This is a genomic window from Thermosynechococcus sp. GLH187, from assembly GCF_031583395.1.
GTDB lineage: Bacteria > Cyanobacteriota > Cyanobacteriia > Thermosynechococcales > Thermosynechococcaceae > Thermosynechococcus.
This window is the reverse complement of record NZ_CP134175.1, coordinates 133,059-157,640: the sequence shown is the minus strand read 5'-3', so window position 1 is coordinate 157,640 and position 24,582 is coordinate 133,059. Positions and strand designations below refer to the sequence as shown.

Here is a 24,582-nt window from a genome sequence, read left to right as displayed (position 1 = left end):
TAGATTGACTAGGCTAAAGTCGTCACCGTTTTAAGTCTGCACGATTCCCCTCACGCGATACCCCATAAAGGAGTCCGTTATGCTGTTTCGCCAACTTTTTGACTACGACACTTGGACCTATTCTTACCTGATTGCCGATGAAGCCACGGGTGAGGCCGCCTTGGTGGATAGCGTCCTTGAACAGGTGGATCGGGATGTGCAGTTAATTGAGCAATTGGGGTTGAAACTGCGCTACTGCCTCGAAACCCATGTCCACGCCGACCACATTACCGGGGCGGGCAAAGTCCGCGAACGCACAGGCTGCAAAACCCTTGTGCCCGAAAATGCCCATGTGGACTGCGCCGATGGCTATATTAAAGACGGTGAAGTGATTCACGTCGGTAGCATTCCGATTCAGGCGATCGCCACCTTGGGGCACACCGATAGCCACATGGCCTTCCTCGTGAATGGTACCCACCTGCTGACGGGGGATTCCCTGTTTATCCGTGGCTGTGGGCGCACTGATTTCCAAAGTGGCGATGCAGGCGCAATGTACGATGCGGTAACACAGCGGCTCTTTACGCTCCCAGACACCACATTGGTCTATCCCGGCCATGACTATCGCGGTCACACCGTTTCCACCATTGGTGAAGAAAAACGCTTTAATCCCCGCTTTGTCGGTCGCGATCGCCAGCAGTTCATTGAGTTCATGGCCAACCTGAACCTGCCGGATCCCAAGAAAATTATGGAAGCGGTGCCCGCTAACCAACAGTGTGGCATGGTTGCCGCCGCCGTCTAGTCCTTTGACCCCTGATCGCCCCTGTCTAGCCAACCCTGAGTAACCACTGGAGAACCAACGACGATGACCACAGCAACGACTGAGTCTCCCCTCATTTCTGCGGCTGAACTGCACGATGCCCTGCAACGCCAGCAGGTACTGCTCATTGATGTGCGGGAGCCAAGCGAATACAACAATGCCCACATTCCGGGAGCGCTGCTCTGTCCTTTGGCTAATGTGAAGGAACTTGAACCCGCCTGTAATTCTGACACCCCGGTGGTACTCTACTGTGAATCTGGCCGGCGATCGCGCATGGCCTACGAAACCCTTGCCAGTCGGGGCTTCAAAAACCTGAAAAACCTTGAAGGGGGCATTCAACGCTGGAAACAGGGGGGCTATCCGATCACGGGTGCGGTTAGTGCGCCCATCAGCCTGATGCGGCAGGTGCAAATTGTGGCCGGCAGTCTGATTCTCACGGGAGTGATCTTGGGCTTTACCGTCAATCCGGGATTCTTCTTCCTGTCGGGCTTTGTCGGTGCCGGTTTGGTCTTTGCCGGTGTCACCGGTACCTGTGCCCTAGCGCGGGTTTTGGCACTGCTGCCCTTCAATCGCCCACAGGTGAAATAACCCATGCTGAGCTACTGGATAGGGCATGGGCTGGCGATCGCCATCGGCTTGAGTCTGGGTCTATTGGGGGGCGGCGGTTCTGTCCTTGCCCTGCCAGTGCTGGTCTATGTCATGGGCATTGAAACCAAGGTCGCGATCCCGATGACGCTTGTGATTGTCGGCAGCGTCAGTTTACTGGCAGTCATTCCCCAGTGGCGGCGCGGCTACGTTAATTTGCGTCTGGCACTGATTTTTGGTTCGGCAACCATGATGGGTGCCTATCTTGGGGCACGACTGGCAGCCTTGCCTTGGATTACCGATACGGTGCAACTCTTACTTTTTGCCGTTGCCATGATGGTGGCGGCTATTTTAATGATTCGGCGGCAACAGCGTCCCCCTGCCCCTGAACTCACCCCGCCGGAACGTTCCCTTGAGAGCCAGCTCTATGCTCCTCCAGTCTGTAAGTACTGTTGGCTGTGGCTACCCACCGAAGGCATTGGTGTGGGTATTCTGACGGGGTTGGTGGGGGTTGGTGGGGGCTTTGCCATTGTGCCTGCCCTTGTTTTATTGGGCAAAATTCCAATGCGGCAGGCGATCGGCACCTCACTGCTGATTATCACCGCCAATTCCGTAGCTGCGGTTTGGGGCTATCTGGGCACGGTTAGCTTGGATCCCCGCTTAACCCTGACCCTCACCTTAGCCGCCGCTAGCGGTTCTGTTATCGGTAGCTATCTCAGTCACGGCATTTCTGCCAAGCGACTGCAGCAGGGCTTTGGTTACTTCTTAATTGGCATTGCGGCCTTTGTGATCCTGAAAACCCTACTGGCACCTCCCCAGCGCAGCAAAAGCTCCTCCCTACCGCCGAGGCACTACCTTACTGCATCGGTTCCCGCAAGACCAAGCCGCACCTAAGACGCTGTTTCAGGAGTCTCTGCAGCACTCTGCTGTTGCCCAATTTGATTCAGTAGCGAAAGAACGCGACTGCCCCGTTCCAGCGATCGATCCTCAATAAAGACGACCTCCGGTGTCCGCCGCAGGCGAATGCGCTGCCCCAATTCCCGTCGCACAAAGCCTGAAGCCGCTTTCAAGCCGGCCATGGTTGAGCGCCGTACCTCATCGGTGCTGTAGATACTGACGAAGATCTTGGCGTGCTGCAAATCACCGGAAACTTCCACATCGGTGACACTGACCATGCCCGCCCCCACGCGCTCATCGCGGATTTCATACATTAACAACTGGCTCACTTCCCGTTTGATTAATTCTGCTACCCGTGCCACCCGTCGTTCGGTCGCCATGGCGGGCCTCCTTTTCTCGGTTGTTGGCAAAGACTATCCTGCACGTCTCCTATCTTATCAAGACAGCTATCCCTCTGTTTCTGGCGGGTGGGCGATCGCCCAAGACTTTTATGGCAGCAACCGCTGGCAGCAGTGTTACAAAAGTTAACATTTCTTGCTGACGTTCTCTGCAAGTTGAGGCCTGAATTTCTTGCTCTCTTGCCAGATTGCGACCCCTGCTCAAAAATGAGAAAGCTGAGAAGCTAGGCAACAATCACCTTGATATTTCGTAAGAATTCCGCTATCACGTTAATATAGTTCTCCCGCAGCAAATGCTGATGGGAAGCTTAACCTACCCTTGGTGAACGCCAACAGCAACTAGGTAAAACCACCTACTAGCTCAAGCGTTAGCGAGGGATGGGTTTCTTATTTATGAAGCCAAATTAACAGGATGCTGGAGCGATCGCTCCTAAGTTTTAGAGAGCCGATCACACCCTACCAGCAACTGTAAGGTTCTAAATCTGGCATCTATATCTGCAAGAGGATTTAATTCCATGACGATCGCAATTGGACGAGCGCCAGCAGAACGGGGGTGGTTTGACATCCTCGACGACTGGCTCAAGCGTGACAGATTTGTCTTTGTCGGCTGGTCAGGCATCCTACTGTTTCCCTGCGCCTACCTTGCCCTCGGGGGCTGGCTGACCGGTACCACCTTTGTGACCTCTTGGTACACCCACGGCCTCGCCTCCAGCTACCTCGAAGGCTGCAACTTCCTCACCGTTGCCGTTTCCACCCCCGCCAACAGCATGGGGCACTCCCTCCTGCTCCTCTGGGGTCCCGAAGCCCAAGGGGACTTCACCCGCTGGTGCCAACTGGGCGGTCTGTGGACCTTTATCGCCCTCCACGGCGCCTTTGGCCTCATTGGCTTCATGCTGCGGCAATTTGAAATTGCTCGCTTGGTGGGCATCCGTCCCTACAACGCCATTGCCTTCAGTGCCCCCATTGCCGTCTTTGTCAGCGTCTTTTTGATCTATCCCTTGGGGCAATCCAGTTGGTTCTTTGCCCCCAGCTTTGGCGTGGCTGCCATCTTCCGCTTCCTGCTGTTCTTCCAAGGGTTCCACAACTGGACTTTGAACCCCTTCCACATGATGGGGGTGGCCGGTGTGCTCGGCGGTGCCCTGTTGTGTGCCATCCACGGTGCCACAGTGGAGAACACCCTCTTCCAAGATGGCGAAGGCGCCAGCACTTTCCGTGCCTTTAGCCCCACCCAATCGGAAGAGACCTACTCGATGGTGACGGCCAACCGGTTCTGGAGCCAAATTTTTGGCATTGCCTTCTCGAACAAGCGCTGGTTGCACTTTTTCATGTTGTTTGTGCCCGTGACGGGGCTGTGGATGAGTGCGATTGGCGTGGTGGGTCTGGCGTTGAACCTGCGGTCTTACGACTTTATTTCGCAGGAGATTCGGGCAGCGGAAGACCCTGAGTTTGAGACCTTCTACACGAAGAACCTGCTCTTGAACGAGGGCATTCGCGCTTGGATGGCGCCCCAAGACCAACCCCATGAAAACTTTGTCTTCCCAGAAGAGGTACTCCCCCGTGGTAACGCTCTCTAGTAACTCGATTTTTGCCACCAATCGCGACCAAGAATCCTCCGGTTTCGCGTGGTGGGCCGGTAATGCTCGTCTGATTAATCTCTCCGGCAAACTCTTGGGTGCTCACGTCGCCCACGCTGGCCTGATCGTTTTCTGGGCCGGTGCCATGACCCTGTTCGAGTTGGCTCACTTCATTCCTGAGAAGCCAATGTACGAGCAAGGGCTGATTCTCATTCCCCACATTGCCACCCTTGGTTGGGGCGTTGGCCCTGGGGGGGAAGTCGTGGACACCTTCCCCTTCTTTGTGGTCGGGGTGGTGCACCTGATTTCCTCTGCTGTTCTCGGCTTTGGTGGGGTTTACCATGCCATTCGTGGCCCTGAAACCCTTGAGGAATACTCCTCCTTCTTTGGCTACGACTGGAAAGATAAAAACAAAATGACGACGATCCTCGGTTTCCACCTGATCGTCCTCGGTATTGGTGCCCTGCTGTTGGTGGCCAAAGCCATGTTCTTTGGTGGCCTCTATGACACTTGGGCACCCGGCGGTGGCGATGTCCGCGTCATTACCAACCCCACCCTTGACCCCACGGTGATCTTTGGCTACCTGCTGAAGTCTCCCTTTGGCGGTGAGGGCTGGATCGTCAGCGTCAACAACCTTGAGGACGTTGTCGGTGGTCACATTTGGATCGGTTTGATCTGCATTGCTGGTGGTATCTGGCACATTCTGACGACGCCCTTTGGTTGGGCACGCCGTGCCTTTATCTGGTCTGGGGAAGCCTATCTGTCCTATAGCTTGGGCGCCCTGTCCATGATGGGCTTCATTGCCACCTGCTTTGTCTGGTTCAACAACACGGTCTATCCCAGTGAATTCTATGGTCCTACGGGTCCAGAGGCCTCTCAGGCTCAGGCAATGACCTTCTTGATCCGTGACCAAAAATTGGGTGCGAACGTTGCTTCTGCTCAAGGTCCTACGGGTCTTGGTAAATACCTGATGCGCTCTCCCACAGGGGAAATCATCTTCGGTGGTGAAACCATGCGCTTCTGGGATTTCCGTGGTCCTTGGTTGGAGCCGTTGCGCGGTCCCAATGGTCTTGACCTGAACAAGATCAAAAATGACATTCAGCCTTGGCAAGAGCGTCGTGCCGCTGAGTACATGACCCATGCCCCTCTGGGTTCTTTGAACTCCGTGGGTGGTGTGGCCACTGAAATCAACTCGGTGAACTTTGTGTCACCCCGCTCTTGGCTGGCTACATCCCACTTTGTCTTGGCCTTCTTCTTCCTAGTGGGTCACCTGTGGCATGCTGGTCGTGCCCGTGCGGCGGCGGCTGGTTTTGAGAAGGGGATTGACCGTGAGTCTGAACCTGTACTCTCGATGCCGAGCCTTGATTAGAGTCACTGACTTCATCTAACCAAACTCAATCCTCCTTGGCTCCCATCTACGGATGGGGGTCTTTTTTTTAGCAGGACTCAATTGCCGAGTATTTTTAACAGTTGCTCAGCAATGCGATCGCTCGCTCCGGGGTCGCCCATGCGTTCTTTGCCATTGGCGGCAATTCGCGCAAGTAAAGTCGCATCTTCCCAAATCTGCCAAAGGGTCGGGATGGCCTCTTGAGGATCATCGAGTAGGAAAATCGAGTCTCCGAGAAGGCGTTTTTGGCGACTAGCAAACTCACGGGTAAACTGGGGGCCTGCACCCGCAAAGGTGATCACGGGTTTCCCTAAGCCCACACACTGCTCTGTGGCTGTGCCGGCGAGGGCAATGCCCCCTTCTGCCCAATGCAGAAATTCACGAAAGTGATGTGAACTTAAAATCAGTTGTTGCTGACCCAACTGCCATGCGCTGGTCTGGGGTAATGCACTGGCGATGGGTTGCCAGCCCTCAAGGCTTTGCTCAAGCATCCGTAAATCAAGGCTGGGACTGACAGCGGCAAGACAGGTCAGCGGCTGATCGGGATAGGGCGCCAGTACCCGTAGGATCTGTTGCCAATTGCGGTAGGCCTCAGGGGCACGAGACCCCGGCAGTAGCACAATGGTTCTAGTCGTAAAAGGCGATCGCTCAGGGGGTGGCATCACTAAGTCCATCATGGGATTGCCACAGTAGTGAACCGTGTAACCGAATTGCCGCAACCCTTTAGCGGTTAACTCATCACGGACAAAAATGCCTCGACAGCGGGGCGATCGCCACAACCATCGCTCCCAAGGCAGGTAGTCACTCCCCGCCCAGCCCATGCCCCAACGATAGGGACGCCCCGTCGCGTCATATAGGTAGTAGTCAGACTTAGCAGTGCCGATAAAACTATAGGTTCCCCCTGTGCCATAGGCCAGCAATAGGGGCACAATATCCCCCACCGCCAACAGATGTCCTCCCGATTGCTGCCAAGCTTGAATGGCGCGAATCTGTGATCCCAAGAGTCCCAGCAAACCTGCCTTGAGATCTCGCCATAGCTGTCGCAGATCCATGTAGATAAAGCCCCCAGAGGGGAGTATTTTTCTAGGCTGCAATACAGGAATTCCCAGCCGCGTATAGGCAGACCCTAAGCCCACCAAGGGCAACGCCATTAGGTCTAAGTGTGGACACCGCTGCCGCAAGGCCTGCAAAATCGAGCTAGCGATCGCATCCTCACCGTGGCCATTACTCAGGCAAAGGAGTCGCTTCATGCCTGCATCAACTCAAGAGCTGTAGTAAATCGTGACCAATCATCCGCCTGATCAATGGCCTGCCAAATGTGTTCGATCTGGGAACGAGTGAGGATGACAAGGGGATTGGCTGCCTGTAGGGTTTGGGGAATTGCCGCCCGCTGCCGTGGGCTGGCTTGCTGAAGTAGCTCAAAATAGGTTCTTTTCCAAACCTCTAGCAATTTCTGATCTGCTGGCGTGAGGGTTGAGCTGTTACGAAAGATATGACTGGGATCTACAGCCCACTCAGGGGAGAATTCCTGCCGTAGGCTGACAAAGAATTGGGGATAACTGATGGTGCTGCGGCTGAGAAAAGCTTGGGTTTCTGCCACCAAGGGATGGCCAATTTCTAGAGGAAGGTCTGCCCAACCGAGGCGTTTGAGCATGAGTTTCAAGTAGGTGGTTTGGCAGCGATCGCCAAAGGTCTTTAGGGCAGCTTGCATTTCCTCAAGGGGCATTACTGAAGACAGAGGGATTTGCAGCTTCTCCAAATTCCAAGCACAAATTGCTGGTTGATTGCCGTAGGCGTAGCGGCCATAGTAGTCAAAGTAGGCGGCTGTAAACCCCAAATCATAGTGCTCCAAAAAGACATAGGGACCATAGTCGAAGCTCTCGCCCGTAATGGCCATATTATCGGTGTTCAAAACCCCATGACAAAACCCCGCCACCAACCACTGCGCCGCCAGATCCGCTGTGCGTGCCACTAGCTCACGATAAAAGGTACAATCCCGTTCCTTGGGGTCTGGGATCTCTAGCAAGTGGGGGTAGTAGTAGTAAATGACGTGGTCGAGTAACCGTCGAATCAAGTCCGGTCGCCGCAGATAGTGGAGCCGCTCAAAGGTACCAAAGCGAATATGGGAACGGCCAAGGCGCACTAAGACACTCGATCGCGTCGGCGATGGCTCATCCCCCCGCCAGAGGGATTCTCCCGTTTCCACCAAACTGAGACTGCGAAAGGTGCTCACCCCCAAGCGATGCAGCAGTTCACTGGCCAAAACCTCACGGACACCGCCTTTGAGCGTCAGCCGACCATCTCCCCCCCGCGAATAGGGTGTGATGCCGGATCCTTTCGTGCCAAGGTCATACAGTTGACCATCCACACCGCGAAACTGACCATAGAGAAACCCTCGGCCATCCCCCAAGCGAGCATTGTATTCCCCAAATTGGTAGCCGTGGTAACGCATCGCTAAAAAAGGTTCACGCCCCTGAAACTGGCCAAAGGCCGCAATAAAGTCAGCATCGGTTACCTTGGCGGGATTCAGACCCATCAGGGGTAAGAGGGCATCATTGCGAAAACGCAGAATATGCTGCGGAAAGGTTGCCGCCTGTACCTCGTCCCAGTACTCTTCCCCTAGGGAGAGAAATGCGGGTTCGTACTCAAGGGTTTGAAAGCAATGTCGAGACATTCAGAACATTCAAAGCGGACTCAGCTATTGCGGCGTCTTGGCAGTTTCCCGTTTGGACTTTTTGGGATTGGGGGGATCCACAAGGGTACGCAAGCGCGCTTGAATTTGTTGATGGCGTTCGACCCCCTCAAAGGCAAAGGGGGTGTACCCGCGATCGCGCATCAAACCACGGATATAGCGAATGCGCTCATTGGTCGGCGGGTGGGTAGAAAACCATGGTAACGGTGGCTCCTGATGACGGTATTCCTTCTTGAGGGTGTGCATGAGGTTAAGTAGGCCATCAGCGGCATAGCCTGCCCTCGCCAGAATCCGTGTGCCCAAAATATCCGCCTCTCGCTCCATTTCTCGACTATAGCTAGTCACGAGAATCCCTGTCACATAGCCACCAGCAGGTAATAACCGCGTCAAGTTGGCAGTGGCCGTGCCTTGGGTGACCAAGCGAAAACCGTGGGAGAGCACCGCGTGGGCAATTTCGTGAGCCAGTAAGCCAGCAAGTTCTGCCTCGGTATTGGCTTTGAGAATTGCACCGGAATTGATAAAAATCTTGCCTCCTGGCAGGGCAAAGGCATTGAGATCATTATCTTTTATCACAAAAAACTCATACTCAAACTCATTGCGACCGGCCACTTTGGCGAGGCGTTGCCCCACTTCATTGACATAGGCTTGAACCTCAGGATCCTCAAGGAGCTTGACTTGGCGGCTAATTTGCTGTGCTGCTGAACGGCCTAGGGCAGATTCTCCCTGCATCATCAAGGCCATCATTTGAATCGAGTCCAAGGATAGTAAGGGATTGCCCGTGAGTGCCACACCCACCAGTCCAGTGAGGGCGCCGACAATCATGCCTTCGCGCAGTTGTCCCTGAAGGCGACGACGGAACCGTTGCATTCGCTCTGCGGCTAGTTGCTGAAATTCGGGTGTGGCGGGGTGGTCAGGATTCAGTAGGGCAAAACGTTGGGCGGCAAGAGCCGCTTCTAGCCACTGTTGCTGGCGATCGTAGAGGGTGACGAGGCTACGTTGAATATCGGGTTGATCAGGATAGAGGCTGGCGGCTTTTTCGAGATGGGCATAGGCCTCTTTGAGGGAACCCTGCTGCGCTAGAAACTCAGCGAAGCGCACTTGGCCGGGGATAAACTCTGGGAATTGCTCCACCAACAGCCGCAGGGGCACGGCTTGGGCACTGTAGAGTTGGGAACCCCCTTGAACTTCTCGCCAATAGACTTGGGCAGCGGGGGGCAGTTGACTAATTTCCAGTACAGCGGGGGGGGTGACACGGGGGGGTGGCAAATCTAGGTCAGCCTTGGCCTTTTGGTAATAGGTTTGGGCTGTGACGGTGTCTCCTAATTGCCAGTGGCGATCGCCCTCCCGTAGAAGTGCTAACCGCGCCTCCTGTGCGGCTTGCTCTGCGGTCAGTTCCACTGTTGTTGGAGCTCCTGAAGAATTGTCAGTCGTTCTTGGTGCAGGTTCCACAGAGGGGGCTGCTGAATCATCCTTGATCTCAGTGCTCGTGGGTAGGGGAGCAGGGGATTCTACAGGCGGAACGACTGCTGGGGGGGGCTGGGGTGGCAGCGGCAATAGATCGACAGCAGAGCCTTCAGATTGCGGCAGGCGAGCTTGGGCAAAGGGGTCTTCTTTAATGAGAGCAATCAACTCCTCCTCTGCTACACCCGTTTGGGGTAGGGACATCTCTGCTGCTCTAACCGGTTCAAGAGCCACCCCTAAAAGAAGAACAATACCCAGCGGCCAGTAGCGTAACCCATCTTGCACCATGAAACTGTCCTCAAGCCACCTGATGCTTTATAGTCTAATCACTAGGCATGGGTGAATTGGGTCTTCGTTAGAATTATAGCTATTCCAATAAAGAATGAGACGCTATTCGGCACAATAATTGCGAATCACTTCATCAATAGAATTGTTTGACCCTGCATACATCCATGCTCGCTTCAACGCACTGAACTCGTGCTCAATCACATTCAAAGGAGTGACCTCCTACAATTCTTGAAGGCAAGAGGCCTCAAACCTTAAAAGCCCCTAGGGCGAGATGATCGCCAGCAGAGTCAAAACGGGACTTGGGCGATCGCTTTGAGCGGTTGATGCAGGCTTACTTTCGCATAGGGGAGGGGCTGTTGGCGTTGCGGTCTTAAGCCAAGACTTGCTTGAGCGCCTGAATGACTTGATCCTGTTGGGCAAGGGTCAGGCCATAGTACAGAGGCAAGCTAATCGCTTCTTGGTAGTAGGCCTCGGCGTTGGGAAAGTCTCCCCATTGAAAGCCCAATTGCTGATAGTAGGGTTGGGTATGCACAGGAATGTAGTGGAGATTCACCCCAATTCCAAGGGAACGAAGGGCTTCAAAGACTTCGCGATGGGAAGCTTGAATTTGGTCTCGCTTCAGGCGAATGATGTAGAGATGCCAACTGGAGCGGGTATCAGGATGCTGAAAGGGGAGCGTGAGGGGCAAATCCGCAAGAGATTGATGGTAGCGTTGGGCTAAAAAACGCCGCCGCTCGACAAACTGATCGAGGCGTTGCAGTTGCTGTAGGCCGAGGGCCGCTTGCAGGTCACTCATGCGGTAGTTAAAGCCCAGTTCCAGTTGTTGGTAATACCAAGGGCCGTGGGAGTCGCTCACCATGTGTTGGGGATCGCGGGTAATCCCGTGGCTGCGCAGACGGATAAGGCGCTGGTAGAGGTCTGGATCATTGGTGAGAATGGCACCGCCCTCACCCGTGGTGATAATCTTGACGGGATGAAAGCTAAAAACCGCCATCGTCGAGAATTCACAGCAGCCAATGGGTCGGCCACGGTAGTGACCCCCAAGGGCATGGGAGGCATCTTCGATGAGGGTAAAGCCATAGGTCTGTGCAAGTTCAGCAAGGGCAGCCATCTCACAGGATTGTCCGGCGAGGTGAACAGGAATGACAACCTTGGGAAGCGTCCCTTGCTTTTTGGCAATTGCTAGCTTGTCGGCAAGGGCAGAAACACTCAGGTTATAGGTGTGGGGGTCAATATCAACAAAATCCACCGTAGCACCACAGTAGCGGCCACAATTCGCCGAGGCAACAAAGGTAATCGGCGAGGTCCACAGGCGATCGCCCCCTTGTAGCCCCGCTGCAATACAGGCGAGGTGAAGCGCTGCTGTGGCACTACTAACCACAACGGCATACCGTGCACCACAACAACTGGCCAGTGCTGCTTCAAACTCGGGAACCTTGGGGCCTTGGGTCAGCCAGTCCGATTGCAGGACGTCAACGACAGCCGCAATATCCTCTGGCGTAATGTCTTGGCGACCGTAGGGAATTGTGCCCATTTAGCCCCTGCCTGGGATAAAGTTCGGGTCAACGTGTTGGCGAATCAGAGTGCGCAGCTCCTCGACACTAAGGAAGCGATCGTTGGTGCCAGAATTATAGCTGAAGCCCGGTTTAACCCGTGTTGCCCCTGTTTGGGCACAGTACTCTTCTAGCGTGAACCGCCCTTGAATGGGCAAAATGGCATAGTACTGGCCTAAATCAACCGTGGTGTAAGAATCGGAAGTGGTAATCATCTCTTCGTGGATCTTTTCCCCTGGACGGATACCCACAAACTGTTGCTCACATTCCGGGCAAATCGCCTCTGCAACATCGAGAATGCGGTAGGAGGGAATTTTCGGCACAAAGATTTCGCCCCCCCAACTGTGCTGCAGTGCCCACAGTACCATTTCTACCCCCTCTTGGAGGGAGATATTAAAGCGAGTCATGGCTGGATCCGTAATTGGTAGGCAGCCCTCACAGCGCTTTTTCAAGAAAAGAGGAATCACTGACCCCCGTGACCCCATAACGTTGCCGTAGCGAACCACACTGAACCGCAGATCACGACCCGCAAAGTTATTGGCAGCAATGAAGAGTTTGTCACTACAGAGCTTTGTTGCCCCGTAGAGGTTGATGGGGGCAGCCGCCTTGTCGGTGGAGAGGGCAATGACTTGCTTGACACCGGTGTCGAGGCAGGCTTGAATGACGTTTTCGGCCCCCATGACATTGGTGCGAATAAACTCAATGGGGTTATATTCAGCCGCCGGCACTTGCTTCAGGGCAGCCGCATGAACCACAATATCGACCTTGTTCAGAGCCCGGCGTAGGCGATCGCGATCCCTAACATCGCCAATGAAGTAGCGGATACCTGGATACTTTTGGTAGGGGAACTCCTGAGCCATCTCGAACTGCTTTAGCTCGTCACGGCTGAAAATGACAAGACGTCGAATATCAGGGAACTGCCGCAACACCTCCTTGACAAACGCACGGCCAAACGACCCTGTGCCCCCCGTCACAAGTACGCCGCTCTCTTTCGTTAATCCTTGGTTCACTCTAGTCAGTCCTCACCGCTGTAGTACCTACAAATTAAACATAAATATTTAAATTTTAACTCTCAGTGCCATAGTGAAGAACTGTAGCTAGCACTTGACATAAATACTAGCTTTAGTGTATTTTCTTGAAAGGGTAGCAGAGATGTATAAATAAAAACACAGCTTGTAAGTAACCAACTACAGAAATTATGCAATTTACCAGTTTCTGGAGTTATATAGAAGGCCTGCTACTAGTAGGAAAACATGAAAGACAAAAGCGATAATCATAAGGAAACTAGATTTAATTTCCAAAAGCCTGATGTTTTAATAATTGAAACATTTGCCTACTGTCCTCACTTAGAAACTGCTGGAGAGATTGCAATTAAATACAGAAAAGAAGGCGTTAGAGCTGGAATTGTGTTTATTGATGTAGATAATCCTGATGACTATATTCCAAAAAGGGTCTTTGTGATATCTAGAAGTCGCCGAAATCGTGTTGAGGCTCTTTTTAGAATTCTTTCTAAGTTTGGCATTAACTGCTTAGTAAAAACTCCTGATCAATCATTAGTCGATCTATTGTTTGAAAAAATCAAAGATCAAATAAGGTCTTGTAATAATGTCGATTGCTTGAGAAAAATAGAACTAAATAATATAAAAATTGGTATGGGAGTTGCAAGTTCATATGTGTCGTATATGAAGGATATTGAGCCAGATATAGATAAAGCCTTAATTGAGCGCTATTTCAAATCAGCGATCGCCACCTATGTAGAAGTAGAAAAATTAATTCAATATTTTAAGCCTTCTCAAGTTGTAACTTACAATGGTAGATTTGCTTGTTCAAAGCCAATTATCTATTTATGCAAGAAATACTCAATACCTGTTTTTTATCATGAACGAGGTGCAACAAAAGAGCGATACTATCTATCGGATAAGCCTCCCCATGACTTTAAGGCTATTAGGGCATCAATAAAGAAAATGTGGGAGCTTTCTCAAGATCAAAATAAAGAAGAAATAGCAGAATCTTATTTTTTAAGAAAAATAAAAGGTGAAGGAATCGGCTGGGTTTCTTTCATAGAAAAACAGATAAAAGGGATGGTTCCTGAAAAAAGTAAAAAGTATAGATGGACGTATTATAGTTCCAGTGATGATGAATATATCTATGTTGAAGACTCAATAGAACATCCTATTTTTAAGTCACAAATTGAAGCAATTCGTTGGCTTATAAATTATGCAGCACAACTAGATGACGTAGAGCTAGTTATACGTGTTCATCCTCATAAAGAACAAAAGAGTCAAAGACTCCGAAATTTTTGGAATAATCTTGGTGGTAAGAATGTATCAGTAATTCCTAGCCACTCTCCTATTGATTCCTATGCCCTAGCTAAAAACTCTGATCTGATTATTGTTTATGGCTCAACTATGGGAGTAGAAGCAGCCTATCTTGGTAAACCTGTGATTACTATTGGTGATGCTACTTACAAAGGATTAGACTGTACTTACGAGCCATCATCGTTGCAAGAGCTAAAGGACTACTTATCTTTGAAGAAACTTGAACCTAAAGAGGCTAAAAATTCACTTCCATTTGGATATTACTATATGCTTTATGGAAACTTATTTTCGTACTACAAGCCTTATAGCTTATTTCAGGGTAAATTTGTGAACGATTATTTGTTCTATGAGAATCAAATCTTTTCGAGATTACATGAAATAAAGCTAAAATTGACTCGATTGTTTCAATTTATGAAAAGGAGTTAAAATGCGATATTTTCTGAAAAAGATAGTAGAAATTTGCGGAGCAAAAGGAACAATTATAGCTGCTGACACAATTGGCTTTCATAAGGGAAAACCTTTAGAAAAAGGATTTCGTCTTTTGTTGCAAATTCAGTTTTCTTTAAGTAAATTTGGACAAAATTATAAAGGTATTGATGAAAGCAAAATTTTGCCCCAATTCTATAACTATTATCAAGCTAATTTAATACATTATGAACCATTTTTTAAGGCAAGATCGAAATATTTAAGGTAGTATTCGTTATGAAATATCAGCTAGGTAAAGGAGTTCTTTTTCTCATTTTCAATCGTCCTCATACGACACAACGAGTTTTTGAGGCGATTCGTCAGGTTCGGCCACCAAGGCTCTATGTGGCTGCTGATGGACCTAGGGCAGATCGAGAAGGGGAAGCAGAAAAAGTTGCTGAGGTGAGAAGAATTGCAACCCAAGTAGATTGGCCTTGTGAAGTTAAAACTCTTTTTAGAGAGAAGAACCTAGGATGCAAGGTAGCGGTCAGTAGTGCTATTACTTGGTTTTTTGAGCACGAAGAAAAGGGGATTATTCTAGAAGATGACTGTTTGCCCCATCCTGACTTTTTTAGGTTTTGTGATGAATTGCTTGAATACTACGAACAAGACGAACGGGTTTGGGTTATCACGGGAAACAACTTTCAGGATGGGCAGTGGCGTGGAAAAGCCAGCTATTATTTCTCTAAATATAATCACTGCTGGGGTTGGGGTACGTGGAAACGGGCATGGTCTAAATACGACGTAGACATCTCATTTTGGCCGGCGTGGAGCAAATCATCAGCGTGGCAAAATCTTCACTTTAACTCTGTTGAGGAGGGATACTGGCGTAAGATTTTTAATCGAGTGTATTCAAGTGAGATTAATACATGGGACTATCAATGGACGGCCTGTGTCTGGTATCATGGCGGGTTAACGGCAACACCCAATGTTAATCTTGTAAGTAATATTGGTTTTGGTTCTGATGCAACTCATACAAAGACTGCAAGTCATATTCATGCAAACTTGCCCGTTTTTCCAATAGGAGAGATTCAACATCCAAGTGAAGTGGCTGTTGATGTAGAAGCAGATAAGTATACCTTTAATGAGCAATTTGGTGGTAAGTATATGCGTTTTCCTAATGCTTTATTTAATCTACCTAGCAGGGTTGTAAAAAAATTCCAAAGTTTGAGTAAACGTTTGAGCAAAATCTAAATTTTATGAATCTGTCAATTCCCAATTCACCTCTAACAGGCCAATCGAATACTGTACATCTTAGGAAATTACCTGTCAAGAAAGTCTGTGATCAATGGAGGAAGGTATTCGGTATTGACGTGTCTAATCAGCTTACTAGGATTGAAACAATCTACCATTGGAAGTGTCCAGAGACTGATTTTGAATGGTACACTCCTGCTGAAGCCGCTGGTGATGGTTCTCTTTATCAGCAACTACAAAAATTTCCATGGTACTATATGTCTGATAAGTGGGAGTTCCATGCTGCTCTAGACTATATTCAACCATCATCAAAAGTTCTTGAAGTAGGTATTGGTGGTGCAGGCTTTTTACAACTGGCACGCCGAAATGGTGTTGATATTGAAGGAATGGAAATTAATCCTGAAGCAATTCAAAATGCCCAGAAACTAGGTTTCATAATTTACCCAGTCTCAATCGATGAATTTCTAAACCAATATCCAGATCAAAAGTATGACGCTATTTGTGCTTTTCAGGTGATTGAACATATCCCCGACCCTATCTCATTTCTAACTAAATTAATCAATATTTTGCAGCCAAACGGCAAATTAATTCTCTCTGTACCTAATTCTGAAGTCTTACGTAAAATTGATCCAAGCTATGAAAACCTCCTTGATCAGCCTCCTCATCATATGTCTCACTGGTGTAAAAGTGTTTTTAATTACTTACCTAACATTCTGCCCCTAGAGGTTACTAACCTATTAGAAGAGCCTCTACAAAGTTATCATGTGGAAGGATTTGTTGTTGGCTATTGTCGAAGTTTTCTTAAAACTAAACTGAGACTACCCAATTTAGGATGCCGATTACTTGCAAACTATGTTACTCTAAGTCCAATAAGTCTTCTCTTGAAGTTAGGAATAAGTAAAATGCTTCCAGGACATACTTTACTAGCTGTCTTAACTAAAAAGGCATGATGAAAGCGCTTCACTTAAATACGTACGCGGATACAGGTGGCGCTGCAAAAGCTGCTTTAAGAATTTGTCAATCTCTGCGAGATATCAACTGTAATACCTCGATGGTTGTTGCTTCCTCTCAAATGAAAGAGACTTACATCTTTTCTGATAAGAATCCACTTGGATCGATTAAATATAGTTTCCTTAATGGTTTGTCCAAAATTTTTATTAAGCTATCTGGTTTTAGAACAGAGAATAAAATTCTTCATAGCCCTAATCTATTTTCCTGCTATTCCACGGCATTTCTCGAATCACTGCTACCTGATATTATCCATCTCCACTGGATCGCAGCGAATCTGTTAAGTATTGAGGAAGTTGCCAAGTTAACGCAGCCACTTGTTTGGACATTGCATGATATGTGGGCATTTTGTGGTGCGGAGCACTACACAGATGACTTGCGCTGGAAAGAGGGCTACTATCCCCATAATCGACCTGCCTATGAAAGGGGATTTGATCTCAATCGCTGGACTTGGGAGCGTAAGCGAAAATATTGGCAACAGCCCATACATATCGTTGCACCAAGTCACTGGTTAGCAGACTGTGTTCGACAAAGTGCACTGATGTATCATTGGCCTGTTAGCGTAATTCCTAATCCAATTAATACTGAGCAGTGGTACCCCTATCATAAAAAACAAACACGCCAAAACCTAGGCCTACCAACAGAAGTGCCAATTGTTCTGTTTGGTGCAATGGGGGGTGGCCGAGATGTGCGCAAAGGGTTTGACTTACTCGAAGAAGCCTTGGGTTATCTAAAAAATAGAGGTCAACAGTTTCAAATAGTTGTTTTTGGCGAATCTGAGCCTCGTAAGAAACTAGATTTGAAGTTTCCAGTTCAATACACGGGTCATATTGATAATGAAGAGTATCTTTGTAAGCTGTACAGCGCAGCAGATGTGATGATTGTGCCCTCTCGGCAGGATAATCTTCCCAATACCGCTATTGAAGCGCAGGCCTGTGGAACGCCAGTAGTTGCCTTTCGTATTGGCGGATTACCCGATATTATTACTCATCAACAAACAGGGTACTTGGCTCAACCTTTTGATACAACTGATCTTGCGAATGGTATTCACTGGGTGTTAGCGGATTCTCAGCGTCATGCTCAACTATGTGCGCAAGCCCGTGCTGATGCGATGAGAAAATTTGCCTATCCTGTGGTGGCTAAGCAGTATCTTGCGCTTTATGAGGAAGTTCTCGAGCGGCATCGTCAACAACCGTCGCCTGTACAGTAGCAACCAGCGATCGCCCCAAGGCATTAAGGTTGTACCCTCCCTCCAAGCCAATGACAATACAGTGAGTGATCTGCAAGCACTGGTGCATCATCCAGCCATAGTCTGCCTCCTGTAATTCAATGCTAGAAAGGGGATCATCGCGGTGGGCATCGTAGCCCGCACTGATGATGAGCACATCTGCGCCAAATTGCTGCAAAAAGGGCATGACTTGATCTTGAAAAGCAGTGCGATAGGCCGCTCCAGTGGAGCCTGTGGGCATGGGTAAGTTGAGGACATTGTTGTGGTGCCCGCGATCGCTCCCCTCTCCTGTATAGGGATAGGCAGGAAACTCATGAAGTGAACAATAGGCAATCTGAGGATGATCTTGAACCAGTGCTTGGGTACCATTGCCGTGGTGGACATCCCAATCGAGAATTGCGACTCGTCTTATCCTTGGCAGACTGAGGGCATAGTGGGCAGCAATGGCTGCATTCGCTAGTAGGCAAAAGCCCATTCCCCGCTCCCGCAACGCATGGTGGCCGGGGGGGCGTGCCAAAACAAAAATCGGTTGCTGCCGCTGTACAGCTAAATCTACCCCATCGAGCCACGCCTGTACTGCTAACCGCGCCACGCGATCGCTCTGGTCATTGAGGTAGGTATCGGGATCTAGCCAGCCGCCCCCTTGTGCTGCAATCCGCGTTAATTGGTCTAAATACACCCGACTATGTACCTTTTCCAACCAAGGAGTTAATCCTTCTCCGACAGGTGTAGGTTCACGCCATTCTGCTGCTGGAAATGCTGCCTCTAAGTGCTGACGGATGGCCACTAACCGTTCGGGTCGCTCAAAGTGAAACTGGCGGCAGCGGTGTTCGAGGAAGCGATCGCTATAGATAAAGACAGGGGAAAACATAATTTAATCCATCCAGATCTGCCCATGCCTTATTGACAAGAGCTTGACACTGCTCTTGCGTTCACGCATAAAAATCGGTATTGTAGAGCGCAGGATGACTCATAAAGAGAACCAGTAAACTACTGACAAACTATACCGCAACCCTAACATAATGAAAGTCGCGATTATTCCTGCGCGGGGAGGAAGCAAGCGAATTCCTCGCAAAAACATCCGTAACTTCTGTGGAAAGCCGATGATTGCTTACGCGATCGCGATCGCTCAAGACTCCTGCTTATTTGATCGCATCGTTGTTTCTACTGAAGACCCAGAGATTGCTATTATTGCTTCTCAATGGGGTGCAGAGGTTCCTTTTGTGCGGCCAGCTTCCCTAGCTGATGACTATGCAGGCACCACACAAGTCATTGCTCATGGTATTCAAGTATTGCAAGAGCAGGGTTATCATCCTGAACTAGTGTGCTGTATTTACCCCGCTGTTCCTTTGCTACAGGCTGATGATCTCAAAGCTGCCTTAAACATGCTACTGAGTTCTAATGCTCCCTATGTTTTTCCCGTGACGATCTTTCCTTCTCCCATACAGCGAGCTTTACGACGACATCCATCTGGTCAGATGGAGCCTTTTTATCCAGAGTATGAGCAAGAACGTACTCAGGATTTAGAGCCTGCTTATTATGATGCAGGTCAGTTCTACTGGGGCAAAACTGAAGCATGGCTTGCAGACATCAGTATTCATCAGCAAGGTATTGGTCTTGTCATTCCCCAGTGGCGGGTTGTGGATGTCGATACCCTTGAGGATTGGCAGCGTGCCGAACTTCTGTATAAAGTACTGTACTCTACCGAAGTGGTGCAGGATTCATGGTAGTCGTTTTCTACTGGGGCTTTTCTTATCTAGGCTGTTTGAAAAACAGAACTAATACCATTGTTCAGGAAACATTATTTATATGCGAAGGTTAGGTAATATTGCGATTAGGGTAGAGGCTAATTCAGAGATCGGCCTAGGACACTTACGACGTTGTTTAACCTTAGCAAAACAGTTATTTGAAGATGGCTTTTGTGTCTACATTGTTTCTCTTTCGTCAATTAGCCACGATCTTTTACAGGGTTTTCATCATATTTGTATGAGAAACATTTATAGGAATCTGGCCAAAAGTAATATATTTGCTAATAACTTTAATAAAGAATTACTTGATGCTGAATGTACATTAATAGCAATTAGAAACTTGTCAATTGATTGGGTAGTACTAGATAGCTATAATTTGGGGATTTCGTGGGAACAACGAGTTGCTGAATCTGGATACAAAATACTTGTGATTGATGATTTTCGTAATAAAGAACACTATGCAGATATAGTATTGAGTGATATTGATATTCCTTTTGATAAAAATCTGCTAAAGAAATCAACTAATTGTCATCAATTAGTAGGCTTAAGATATGCACTAATTGATTCACATTTTATTGCTGTAAAGAATAGTGATCAAGACTGTACTGTACAAGATAATAGAAAGAAAATTCTGATTTCCTATGGTGGAAGTGATCCTACAGGAGAGACAATTAAAGTGCTAAAATCAATAAAGTTACTAATGAAAAGTCATCCTAGCTTTAAACAAGAAGTTAGTACTGATGTAGTAGTTGGTTGTTTCAATTCACAGCTAAAAACAATTAAAAAAATCAGTAAGGACTTAGATGAAGTAAAAATTCATTATGCTCCCGAGAGCTTAGCAAGTCTGCTTAAGAATGCTGATATTTTTTTAACTTCGGGAGGCAACTCTATGATAGAAGGTTTATTTATGCAAAAAATTTGTTTAATTACAACAACAGCTGAAAATCAAATTCTCTCTGTTATGTGCTTACTTAAACAAAACCTTATTAACTACTTGGGTCATTACAATAAGGTAACTTCTCATATTATATGTGACTTCTTGTTAAAGGCTATAAAAAATTATTCAGGTTTTAAGATCAACCACAATCCGGTATGCGATCATCTAGGGGCTAGCCGAGTAAGCCATATGCTACAGTTAATCATGAGCAAGTAAATCCATAAAAATTTGAAGTAATAGTATGAACACATCTATTTCAATCGGTTCTAAAATTATTGGACAAAGTTATCGTCCCTTAATTATTGCCGAAATGTCTGGTAATCATCATGGTAATATAGATAGAGCATTTGCTATTGTCGATGCTGCGGCTAAAAATGGTGCAGATGCTATAAAGTTACAAACTTTTACACCTGATACTTTAACTATTGATAGCAAACGTCATGAGTTTCTTATAGATGATTCTGAGAGTCCATGGTTTGGTAAGTATCTCTGGGATTTATACTCTGAGGCTTACATGCCTTGGGAATGGCAGGAGGAGTTATTTAAATTTGCTCGCAATAAAGGTTTGGCTTGCATCAGTACTATATTCGATATTTCTTCATTAGAATTTCTCCTATCTATCGGAGTCGATGCTATAAAAATTGCATCATTTGAGCTTATTCACATCCCTCTACTGTCAGAAGCATCCTGTTGCGGTAAACCATTGCTCCTTTCTATTGGCATGGCAACATTAGATGAAATACAAAAAGCTGTAGAAACAATCAGAAAAAGAGGCTGTGAAAACTTTATTCTACTAAAATGCACTAGTGCCTATCCTTCAACTGAAAAAGATGCTAACATCTTAACAATACCAGACCTGAGAAGTCGCTATAATTGTTATGTAGGATTATCTGATCACACTTTGAGTCCTTATGCTGCGTTTGCTGCCGTTGCTCATGGAGCAGTGATGATTGAAAAGCACTTTACTTTATCCCGTTCTGAAAGAGGAGTGGACTCAAGTTTTTCAATTGAGCCCGCAGAATTGCACCAGCTTCGACTAGGTACGGAGATGGTTTGGGAAAGTTTAGGCAAAGTCTGTTATGAGCCGTTATCATCAGAAAAAACTTCACTGAAAGAACGTCCCTCGATCTATGTTGTGAAATCTATTAAAAGCGGAGAAACATTTACGCATGAAAACGTCCGTATTATACGACCTTCAGGGGGATTACTACCTGAGTTCTACGACCAAGTAATCGGAAGAAAAGCCAAAGTTACGATGGAAGCAGGCACTCCTCTATCTTGGGATATAATTGACTAACTTCAGCCAACTGTTTAAATCTTAAGAGCATAAATAATTCTCAAGAGGAAATATCGATGAACGACTATCTTCAAACAAATGCTCGTTATTGGTCAGGAACTTACAACGCTCCAAACGTAGAGAGCTTTATTTTTAGGTTTTATGGCAGAATCCTGAAGTTTGACTACGGTATTGACGGCTCAGGACATGAACGTTTACTAGATTTTGGTTGTGGACAAGGTGCTGCCTTGGCCTTTTTCGATAATTTAGGATTTGATTGTTTCGGAGTTGATATTGCGGCTAACGATATTGCCGTTGCTCGTAGCAGAATGCCACATATTGCTTCCCACTTTGCTGTTATTGATCCTAAACCTAATCCAGAGCAAATTTTCTTTGGAGGTAACTTTGATATAGTTATATCGATTCAGACCTTAGACTTTTTGTCGAATACAGATTTTGATTTAGCAATTAAGTGTCTTTATAACAATATGAAAGTTGGTTCCAAAATTTATGCTTCTATGAATGGATGGGCGCACTACTATAGAAATCACGCAACTTATGTTGGGGACGGTTTGTGGCATGTCCAATTTAAGACTGACCGTTTAGACTATGATCTTTACCTTAATTTTGTGAGAGATAAAGAAGAAATGGCGAAGAAATTTTCCTTGTTTAGGCCTGTGTATCTAGATTACTATGACTACTCCTTTCGTGAAGAAGGGAGCGAGTTGAGATATACTTTCTTTGGTGTAAAGGAGTGAATTAGCAATGAAAATAAAATCTAATAATGAATGGGATAAACTTAGGACAGTCGTCGTTGGCACAGTTGAAAATTTCTCTCCGGGATTAGAAGTTATAGATGGTTCAAGATCATTTGAGCTTTTGACAAAGGCTGAAACTATTGCCCGTAAAGCCTACCCCCAATGGTATTTAGATGAAGTAGCTGAAGATTTAGAGGTATTGTGTAGTATTCTACGAGAAGCTGGAGCTCTGGTTTTACGTCCTTCATGGCATGAAGAATACCACACCTTTAGCACTCCGAATTGGTCGGCATCTGGTTTTGATATATATAATGTTAGAGACATTCACATTGTTTTTGGAAATACTTTAATTGTCAGTGCTCCATCATCTAGATTTAGATTATTTGAGTTTTATGCCTTTCAAGACCTACTCTACAAGTATTGTTTTGATGAAGGATTTAGATGGATATTTGCACCACCACCAAAGTTAAGAGGGGGATATCGTCAGCTATTGCAACGTCCTTTAACTGATCTAGAAAGCGTGGAAGATCAAGTACACCAGCAGCTAAGCGGTGGAATAAATGAAACATTTCACCGCCTGTCTGAGGATGAAATTATTTTTGATGCTGCTAACATAATTAGACTCGGAAAAGATATCTTATACTTAGTTTCTTCGACTGGAAATCATAAAGGAGCCAAATGGCTTGCTGATGTGTTAGGTAATGAGTATAAAGTTCATCTGACGTATACCTATCGATCCTCTCACTTAGATTCAACTATACTACCTCTTTGTGAAGGAGTGGTTCTCTTAAATGGTTTCAGAGTAAAAGAGTCTACATGTCCTGAAGTATTTAGTAAGTGGGAAAAAATATACTTTACAGAGGTTGTACCCGTGCCTGAAACTGAAGTCTCCTTTCATAATGAGGTGCGCCTTCCTATATATGAAGAATTATTATCCATGGGTGTTATTTCTCATTTAAATACCATGAGTTCTCCTTGGGCAGGATTGAATGTGTTTTCCATCGCTCCTGATACAGTCTTGGTTCATGACCAGCAACTCCCCCTAATTAAAGCCCTCGAAACCAAAAGGTTTACTGTTATTCCTGTCAGAATGCGTCATTGCTACACAATGCTAGGTGGTTTGCATTGCACCACTCTAGACCTTGAAAGAGACCACAGGTAGTGGGTAAAACAAGCTATTAAAGAGGCGGCAGGGGAAGTGATTACGCCAGAGTGTATTCGTTCGATTCGCCCTAGGTATGGGTTGCCTCCTAAGCAGTTATTGGCAGTCAAGACGCTCCCCGGCGCCGCCCGCATCATCCCCCCAGCAGTGATGGCACAGTTGCAGGAACGCCTACAAGACCCCAGCGGGTTTGACAGTTACAAGGCCATTGTGCAGTGGCTGCGACAGGAGCATCAGCTTGAGGTCGCCTACCCGACGGTGCATCGCACTGTGCGCAATGTTGTGCCTGTGTTTGCCCCCGAGGTCAATCCCATTGAGCGGTTGTGGCAACATCTGCGAGCAGCATTAGCACGGCAGTCCTTCGAGACGCTGGAAGCCCTGCATCAAAAGCTGCAAGCTGTCGTGTCACAACTGATGGCGGGAGTGATTCGTTTTTTGACGGGCTGGTCATTCATTACACAGCCTTTATTAACCCTATCTTCAAATTGAATTGGTATTAGTAGCAGGAGGGTATAGACACCAGAAAGACTTCATCGCCCCAATGCTGTTTTGCGGATATTTGAATGCGGTAGGGTTTGTGAACTGGCTGAGTCAGTACTGTTTGCCGGCGTTAGAGAAACGTTCGCTGTTGATGATGGATAATGTACCGATTCATCCAAAAGGGGTGATTCAGGAAGCGGTCAAAGCGGCGGGTCACGAGGTGTTATTTTTACCGAAATACTCTCCTGATTTGAATGTGATTGAGCACGACTTTAGTGCGCTGAAGCGAGCGCGGATGTATGCAGGGTCAAACAGTTCGATTGATGAGGTGATTCGCAAGTATTGTGCTGGATGATATCTCATTCTTTATTGGAATA

General features: G+C 47.5%; 24 protein-coding genes and 1 pseudogene. 18 read left to right on the top strand and 7 right to left on the bottom strand.

Annotated features, from left to right (window positions below):
• Positions 1–79 precede the first annotated feature (79 nt).
• The 3 genes from RHI63_RS00770 (at position 80) to RHI63_RS00760 (ending at position 2,275) form a co-directional block, all read left to right on the top strand.
• Positions 80–778 carry an MBL fold metallo-hydrolase gene (locus RHI63_RS00770; RefSeq protein WP_024124642.1) on the top strand — a complete coding sequence of 233 codons (699 nt, stop codon included), beginning with the start codon at positions 80–82 and terminating at the stop codon, positions 776–778.
• A 63-nt stretch (positions 779–841) separates the two neighbouring features.
• A complete protein-coding gene (locus tag RHI63_RS00765; RefSeq protein ID WP_310821708.1) occupies positions 842–1,384 on the top strand; it encodes a rhodanese-like domain-containing protein in 543 nt (180 codons plus the stop codon).
• Positions 1,385–1,387: 3 nt separating this feature from the next.
• Complete coding sequence (locus RHI63_RS00760; protein WP_302676999.1) at positions 1,388–2,275, top strand: sulfite exporter TauE/SafE family protein; 888 nt, start codon at positions 1,388–1,390, stop codon at positions 2,273–2,275.
• Here the strand turns inward: RHI63_RS00760 and rbfA are convergent.
• Complete coding sequence (gene rbfA / locus RHI63_RS00755) at positions 2,272–2,658, bottom strand: 30S ribosome-binding factor RbfA (protein WP_149820016.1); 387 nt, start codon at positions 2,656–2,658, stop codon at positions 2,272–2,274. The two genes, RHI63_RS00760 and rbfA, sit on opposite strands and share 4 nt — an antisense overlap.
• On the opposite strand from rbfA, the gene RHI63_RS00750 reads away from it, so the two are divergent.
• The 3 genes from RHI63_RS00750 to psbC all read left to right on the top strand — a co-directional run bounded on the left by RHI63_RS00750 (position 2,657) and on the right by psbC (position 5,619).
• Complete coding sequence (locus tag RHI63_RS00750; protein WP_310453105.1) at positions 2,657–2,806, top strand: hypothetical protein; 150 nt, start codon at positions 2,657–2,659, stop codon at positions 2,804–2,806. The two genes, rbfA and RHI63_RS00750, sit on opposite strands and share 2 nt — an antisense overlap.
• Positions 2,807–3,191: 385 nt before the next feature.
• Positions 3,192–4,250, top strand: coding sequence for a photosystem II D2 protein (photosystem q(a) protein) (psbD, locus tag RHI63_RS00745; protein ID WP_149818344.1), 1,059 nt, complete (start codon positions 3,192–3,194; stop codon positions 4,248–4,250).
• The gene (gene psbC, locus RHI63_RS00740) at positions 4,234–5,619 is read left to right on the top strand and encodes a photosystem II reaction center protein CP43 (RefSeq protein ID WP_310821707.1); all 1,386 of its coding nucleotides are present in this window, start codon (positions 4,234–4,236) and stop codon (positions 5,617–5,619) included. Before psbD ends, psbC begins: the two co-directional genes overlap by 17 nt.
• 77 nt (positions 5,620–5,696) lie before the next feature.
• Here the strand turns inward: psbC and RHI63_RS00735 are convergent, their stop codons facing one another.
• The 5 genes from RHI63_RS00735 to pseB all read right to left on the bottom strand — a co-directional run bounded on the left by RHI63_RS00735 (position 5,697) and on the right by pseB (position 12,650).
• The gene (locus RHI63_RS00735; protein WP_310821706.1) at positions 5,697–6,887 is read right to left on the bottom strand and encodes a lipid-A-disaccharide synthase-related protein; all 1,191 of its coding nucleotides are present in this window, start codon (positions 6,885–6,887) and stop codon (positions 5,697–5,699) included.
• Positions 6,884–8,311, bottom strand: a complete 1,428-nt coding sequence (locus RHI63_RS00730; protein ID WP_206200638.1) for a YdiU family protein — start codon at positions 8,309–8,311, stop codon at positions 6,884–6,886. Before RHI63_RS00730 ends, RHI63_RS00735 begins: the two co-directional genes overlap by 4 nt.
• Before the next feature lie 24 nt (positions 8,312–8,335).
• On the bottom strand, positions 8,336–10,078 hold the full coding sequence (locus RHI63_RS00725) for a M48 family metalloprotease (RefSeq protein ID WP_302678589.1): 1,743 nt from the start codon (positions 10,076–10,078) through the stop codon (positions 8,336–8,338).
• Positions 10,079–10,448: 370 nt separating this feature from the next.
• Complete coding sequence (pseC, locus tag RHI63_RS00715; protein ID WP_206200636.1) at positions 10,449–11,612, bottom strand: UDP-4-amino-4,6-dideoxy-N-acetyl-beta-L-altrosamine transaminase; 1,164 nt, start codon at positions 11,610–11,612, stop codon at positions 10,449–10,451.
• Entirely contained in the window at positions 11,613–12,650 is a 1,038-nt protein-coding gene (gene pseB, locus RHI63_RS00710; RefSeq protein ID WP_399378977.1) for a UDP-N-acetylglucosamine 4,6-dehydratase (inverting), read from the bottom strand.
• A 234-nt stretch (positions 12,651–12,884) separates the two neighbouring features.
• Between pseB and RHI63_RS00705 the strand changes: the two genes are divergently transcribed.
• The 5 genes from RHI63_RS00705 (at position 12,885) to RHI63_RS00685 (ending at position 17,826) form a co-directional block, all read left to right on the top strand.
• Positions 12,885–14,375, top strand: a complete 1,491-nt coding sequence (locus RHI63_RS00705) for a DUF354 domain-containing protein (protein WP_310821705.1) — start codon at positions 12,885–12,887, stop codon at positions 14,373–14,375.
• Between the two features lies 1 nt (position 14,376).
• Positions 14,377–14,643 carry a hypothetical protein gene (locus RHI63_RS00700; RefSeq protein ID WP_310743216.1) on the top strand — a complete coding sequence of 89 codons (267 nt, stop codon included), beginning with the start codon at positions 14,377–14,379 and terminating at the stop codon, positions 14,641–14,643.
• 8 nt (positions 14,644–14,651) lie between these two features.
• Positions 14,652–15,608, top strand: coding sequence for a glycosyltransferase family 2 protein (locus RHI63_RS00695; protein WP_310821704.1), 957 nt, complete (start codon positions 14,652–14,654; stop codon positions 15,606–15,608).
• Between the two features lie 119 nt (positions 15,609–15,727).
• On the top strand, positions 15,728–16,558 hold the full coding sequence (locus RHI63_RS00690) for a class I SAM-dependent methyltransferase (RefSeq protein ID WP_310744686.1): 831 nt from the start codon (positions 15,728–15,730) through the stop codon (positions 16,556–16,558).
• On the top strand, positions 16,555–17,826 hold the full coding sequence (locus RHI63_RS00685; protein ID WP_310744685.1) for a glycosyltransferase family 4 protein: 1,272 nt from the start codon (positions 16,555–16,557) through the stop codon (positions 17,824–17,826). Before RHI63_RS00690 ends, RHI63_RS00685 begins: the two co-directional genes overlap by 4 nt.
• Here RHI63_RS00685 and RHI63_RS00680 read toward each other — a convergent pair.
• Positions 17,756–18,715 (bottom strand): histone deacetylase, encoded by a 960-nt coding sequence (locus RHI63_RS00680; protein WP_310744684.1) that lies wholly within the window; start codon positions 18,713–18,715, stop codon positions 17,756–17,758. The two genes, RHI63_RS00685 and RHI63_RS00680, sit on opposite strands and share 71 nt — an antisense overlap.
• A 151-nt stretch (positions 18,716–18,866) precedes the next feature.
• Between RHI63_RS00680 and pseF the strand changes: the two genes are divergently transcribed.
• The 7 genes and pseudogenes from pseF to RHI63_RS00645 all read left to right on the top strand — a co-directional run.
• Positions 18,867–19,574 (top strand): pseudaminic acid cytidylyltransferase, encoded by a 708-nt coding sequence (gene pseF, locus RHI63_RS00675; protein WP_206200628.1) that lies wholly within the window; start codon positions 18,867–18,869, stop codon positions 19,572–19,574.
• 79 nt (positions 19,575–19,653) lie between these two features.
• Entirely contained in the window at positions 19,654–20,745 is a 1,092-nt protein-coding gene (gene pseG, locus RHI63_RS00670; protein WP_206200627.1) for a UDP-2,4-diacetamido-2,4,6-trideoxy-beta-L-altropyranose hydrolase, read from the top strand.
• Positions 20,746–20,770: 25 nt separating this feature from the next.
• The gene (gene pseI / locus RHI63_RS00665) at positions 20,771–21,826 is read left to right on the top strand and encodes a pseudaminic acid synthase (protein WP_149817230.1); all 1,056 of its coding nucleotides are present in this window, start codon (positions 20,771–20,773) and stop codon (positions 21,824–21,826) included.
• Between the two features lie 56 nt (positions 21,827–21,882).
• Positions 21,883–22,563 (top strand): bifunctional 2-polyprenyl-6-hydroxyphenol methylase/3-demethylubiquinol 3-O-methyltransferase UbiG, encoded by a 681-nt coding sequence (locus tag RHI63_RS00660; protein WP_206200626.1) that lies wholly within the window; start codon positions 21,883–21,885, stop codon positions 22,561–22,563.
• Positions 22,564–22,570: 7 nt separating this feature from the next.
• Positions 22,571–23,725 carry a hypothetical protein gene (locus RHI63_RS00655; protein WP_206200625.1) on the top strand — a complete coding sequence of 385 codons (1,155 nt, stop codon included), beginning with the start codon at positions 22,571–22,573 and terminating at the stop codon, positions 23,723–23,725.
• 36 nt (positions 23,726–23,761) lie between these two features.
• A complete protein-coding gene (locus RHI63_RS00650) occupies positions 23,762–24,214 on the top strand; it encodes a hypothetical protein (RefSeq protein ID WP_206200624.1) in 453 nt (150 codons plus the stop codon).
• 7 nt (positions 24,215–24,221) lie between these two features.
• Positions 24,222–24,560: pseudogene (locus RHI63_RS00645) on the top strand (transposase); the annotation flags it as partial.
• Positions 24,561–24,582 lie beyond the last annotated feature (22 nt).

Bases quoted from the DNA above. Each gene is read 5' to 3' on its own strand.
- rbfA (WP_149820016.1), bottom strand. From the start codon at position 2,658: ATGGCGACCGAACGACGGGTGGCACGGGTAGCAGAATTAATCAAACGG.
- pseG (WP_206200627.1), top strand. From the start codon at position 19,654: ATGCGAAGGTTAGGTAATATTGCGATTAGGGTAGAGGCTAATTCAGAG.
- RHI63_RS00760 (WP_302676999.1), top strand. From the start codon at position 1,388: ATGCTGAGCTACTGGATAGGGCATGGGCTGGCGATCGCCATCGGCTTG.
- pseC (WP_206200636.1), bottom strand. From the start codon at position 11,612: ATGGGCACAATTCCCTACGGTCGCCAAGACATTACGCCAGAGGATATT.
- RHI63_RS00660 (WP_206200626.1), top strand. From the start codon at position 21,883: ATGAACGACTATCTTCAAACAAATGCTCGTTATTGGTCAGGAACTTAC.
- RHI63_RS00705 (WP_310821705.1), top strand. From the start codon at position 12,885: ATGAAAGACAAAAGCGATAATCATAAGGAAACTAGATTTAATTTCCAA.
- RHI63_RS00685 (WP_310744685.1), top strand. From the start codon at position 16,555: ATGATGAAAGCGCTTCACTTAAATACGTACGCGGATACAGGTGGCGCT.
- pseI (WP_149817230.1), top strand. From the start codon at position 20,771: ATGAACACATCTATTTCAATCGGTTCTAAAATTATTGGACAAAGTTAT.
- RHI63_RS00655 (WP_206200625.1), top strand. From the start codon at position 22,571: ATGAAAATAAAATCTAATAATGAATGGGATAAACTTAGGACAGTCGTC.
- psbD (WP_149818344.1), top strand. From the start codon at position 3,192: ATGACGATCGCAATTGGACGAGCGCCAGCAGAACGGGGGTGGTTTGAC.
- RHI63_RS00750 (WP_310453105.1), top strand. From the start codon at position 2,657: ATGGCGGGCCTCCTTTTCTCGGTTGTTGGCAAAGACTATCCTGCACGT.
- RHI63_RS00735 (WP_310821706.1), bottom strand. From the start codon at position 6,887: ATGAAGCGACTCCTTTGCCTGAGTAATGGCCACGGTGAGGATGCGATC.
- RHI63_RS00765 (WP_310821708.1), top strand. From the start codon at position 842: ATGACCACAGCAACGACTGAGTCTCCCCTCATTTCTGCGGCTGAACTG.
- RHI63_RS00700 (WP_310743216.1), top strand. From the start codon at position 14,377: ATGCGATATTTTCTGAAAAAGATAGTAGAAATTTGCGGAGCAAAAGGA.
- RHI63_RS00730 (WP_206200638.1), bottom strand. From the start codon at position 8,311: ATGTCTCGACATTGCTTTCAAACCCTTGAGTACGAACCCGCATTTCTC.
- RHI63_RS00695 (WP_310821704.1), top strand. From the start codon at position 14,652: ATGAAATATCAGCTAGGTAAAGGAGTTCTTTTTCTCATTTTCAATCGT.
- pseF (WP_206200628.1), top strand. From the start codon at position 18,867: ATGAAAGTCGCGATTATTCCTGCGCGGGGAGGAAGCAAGCGAATTCCT.
- RHI63_RS00770 (WP_024124642.1), top strand. From the start codon at position 80: ATGCTGTTTCGCCAACTTTTTGACTACGACACTTGGACCTATTCTTAC.
- RHI63_RS00725 (WP_302678589.1), bottom strand. From the start codon at position 10,078: ATGGTGCAAGATGGGTTACGCTACTGGCCGCTGGGTATTGTTCTTCTT.
- RHI63_RS00680 (WP_310744684.1), bottom strand. From the start codon at position 18,715: ATGTTTTCCCCTGTCTTTATCTATAGCGATCGCTTCCTCGAACACCGC.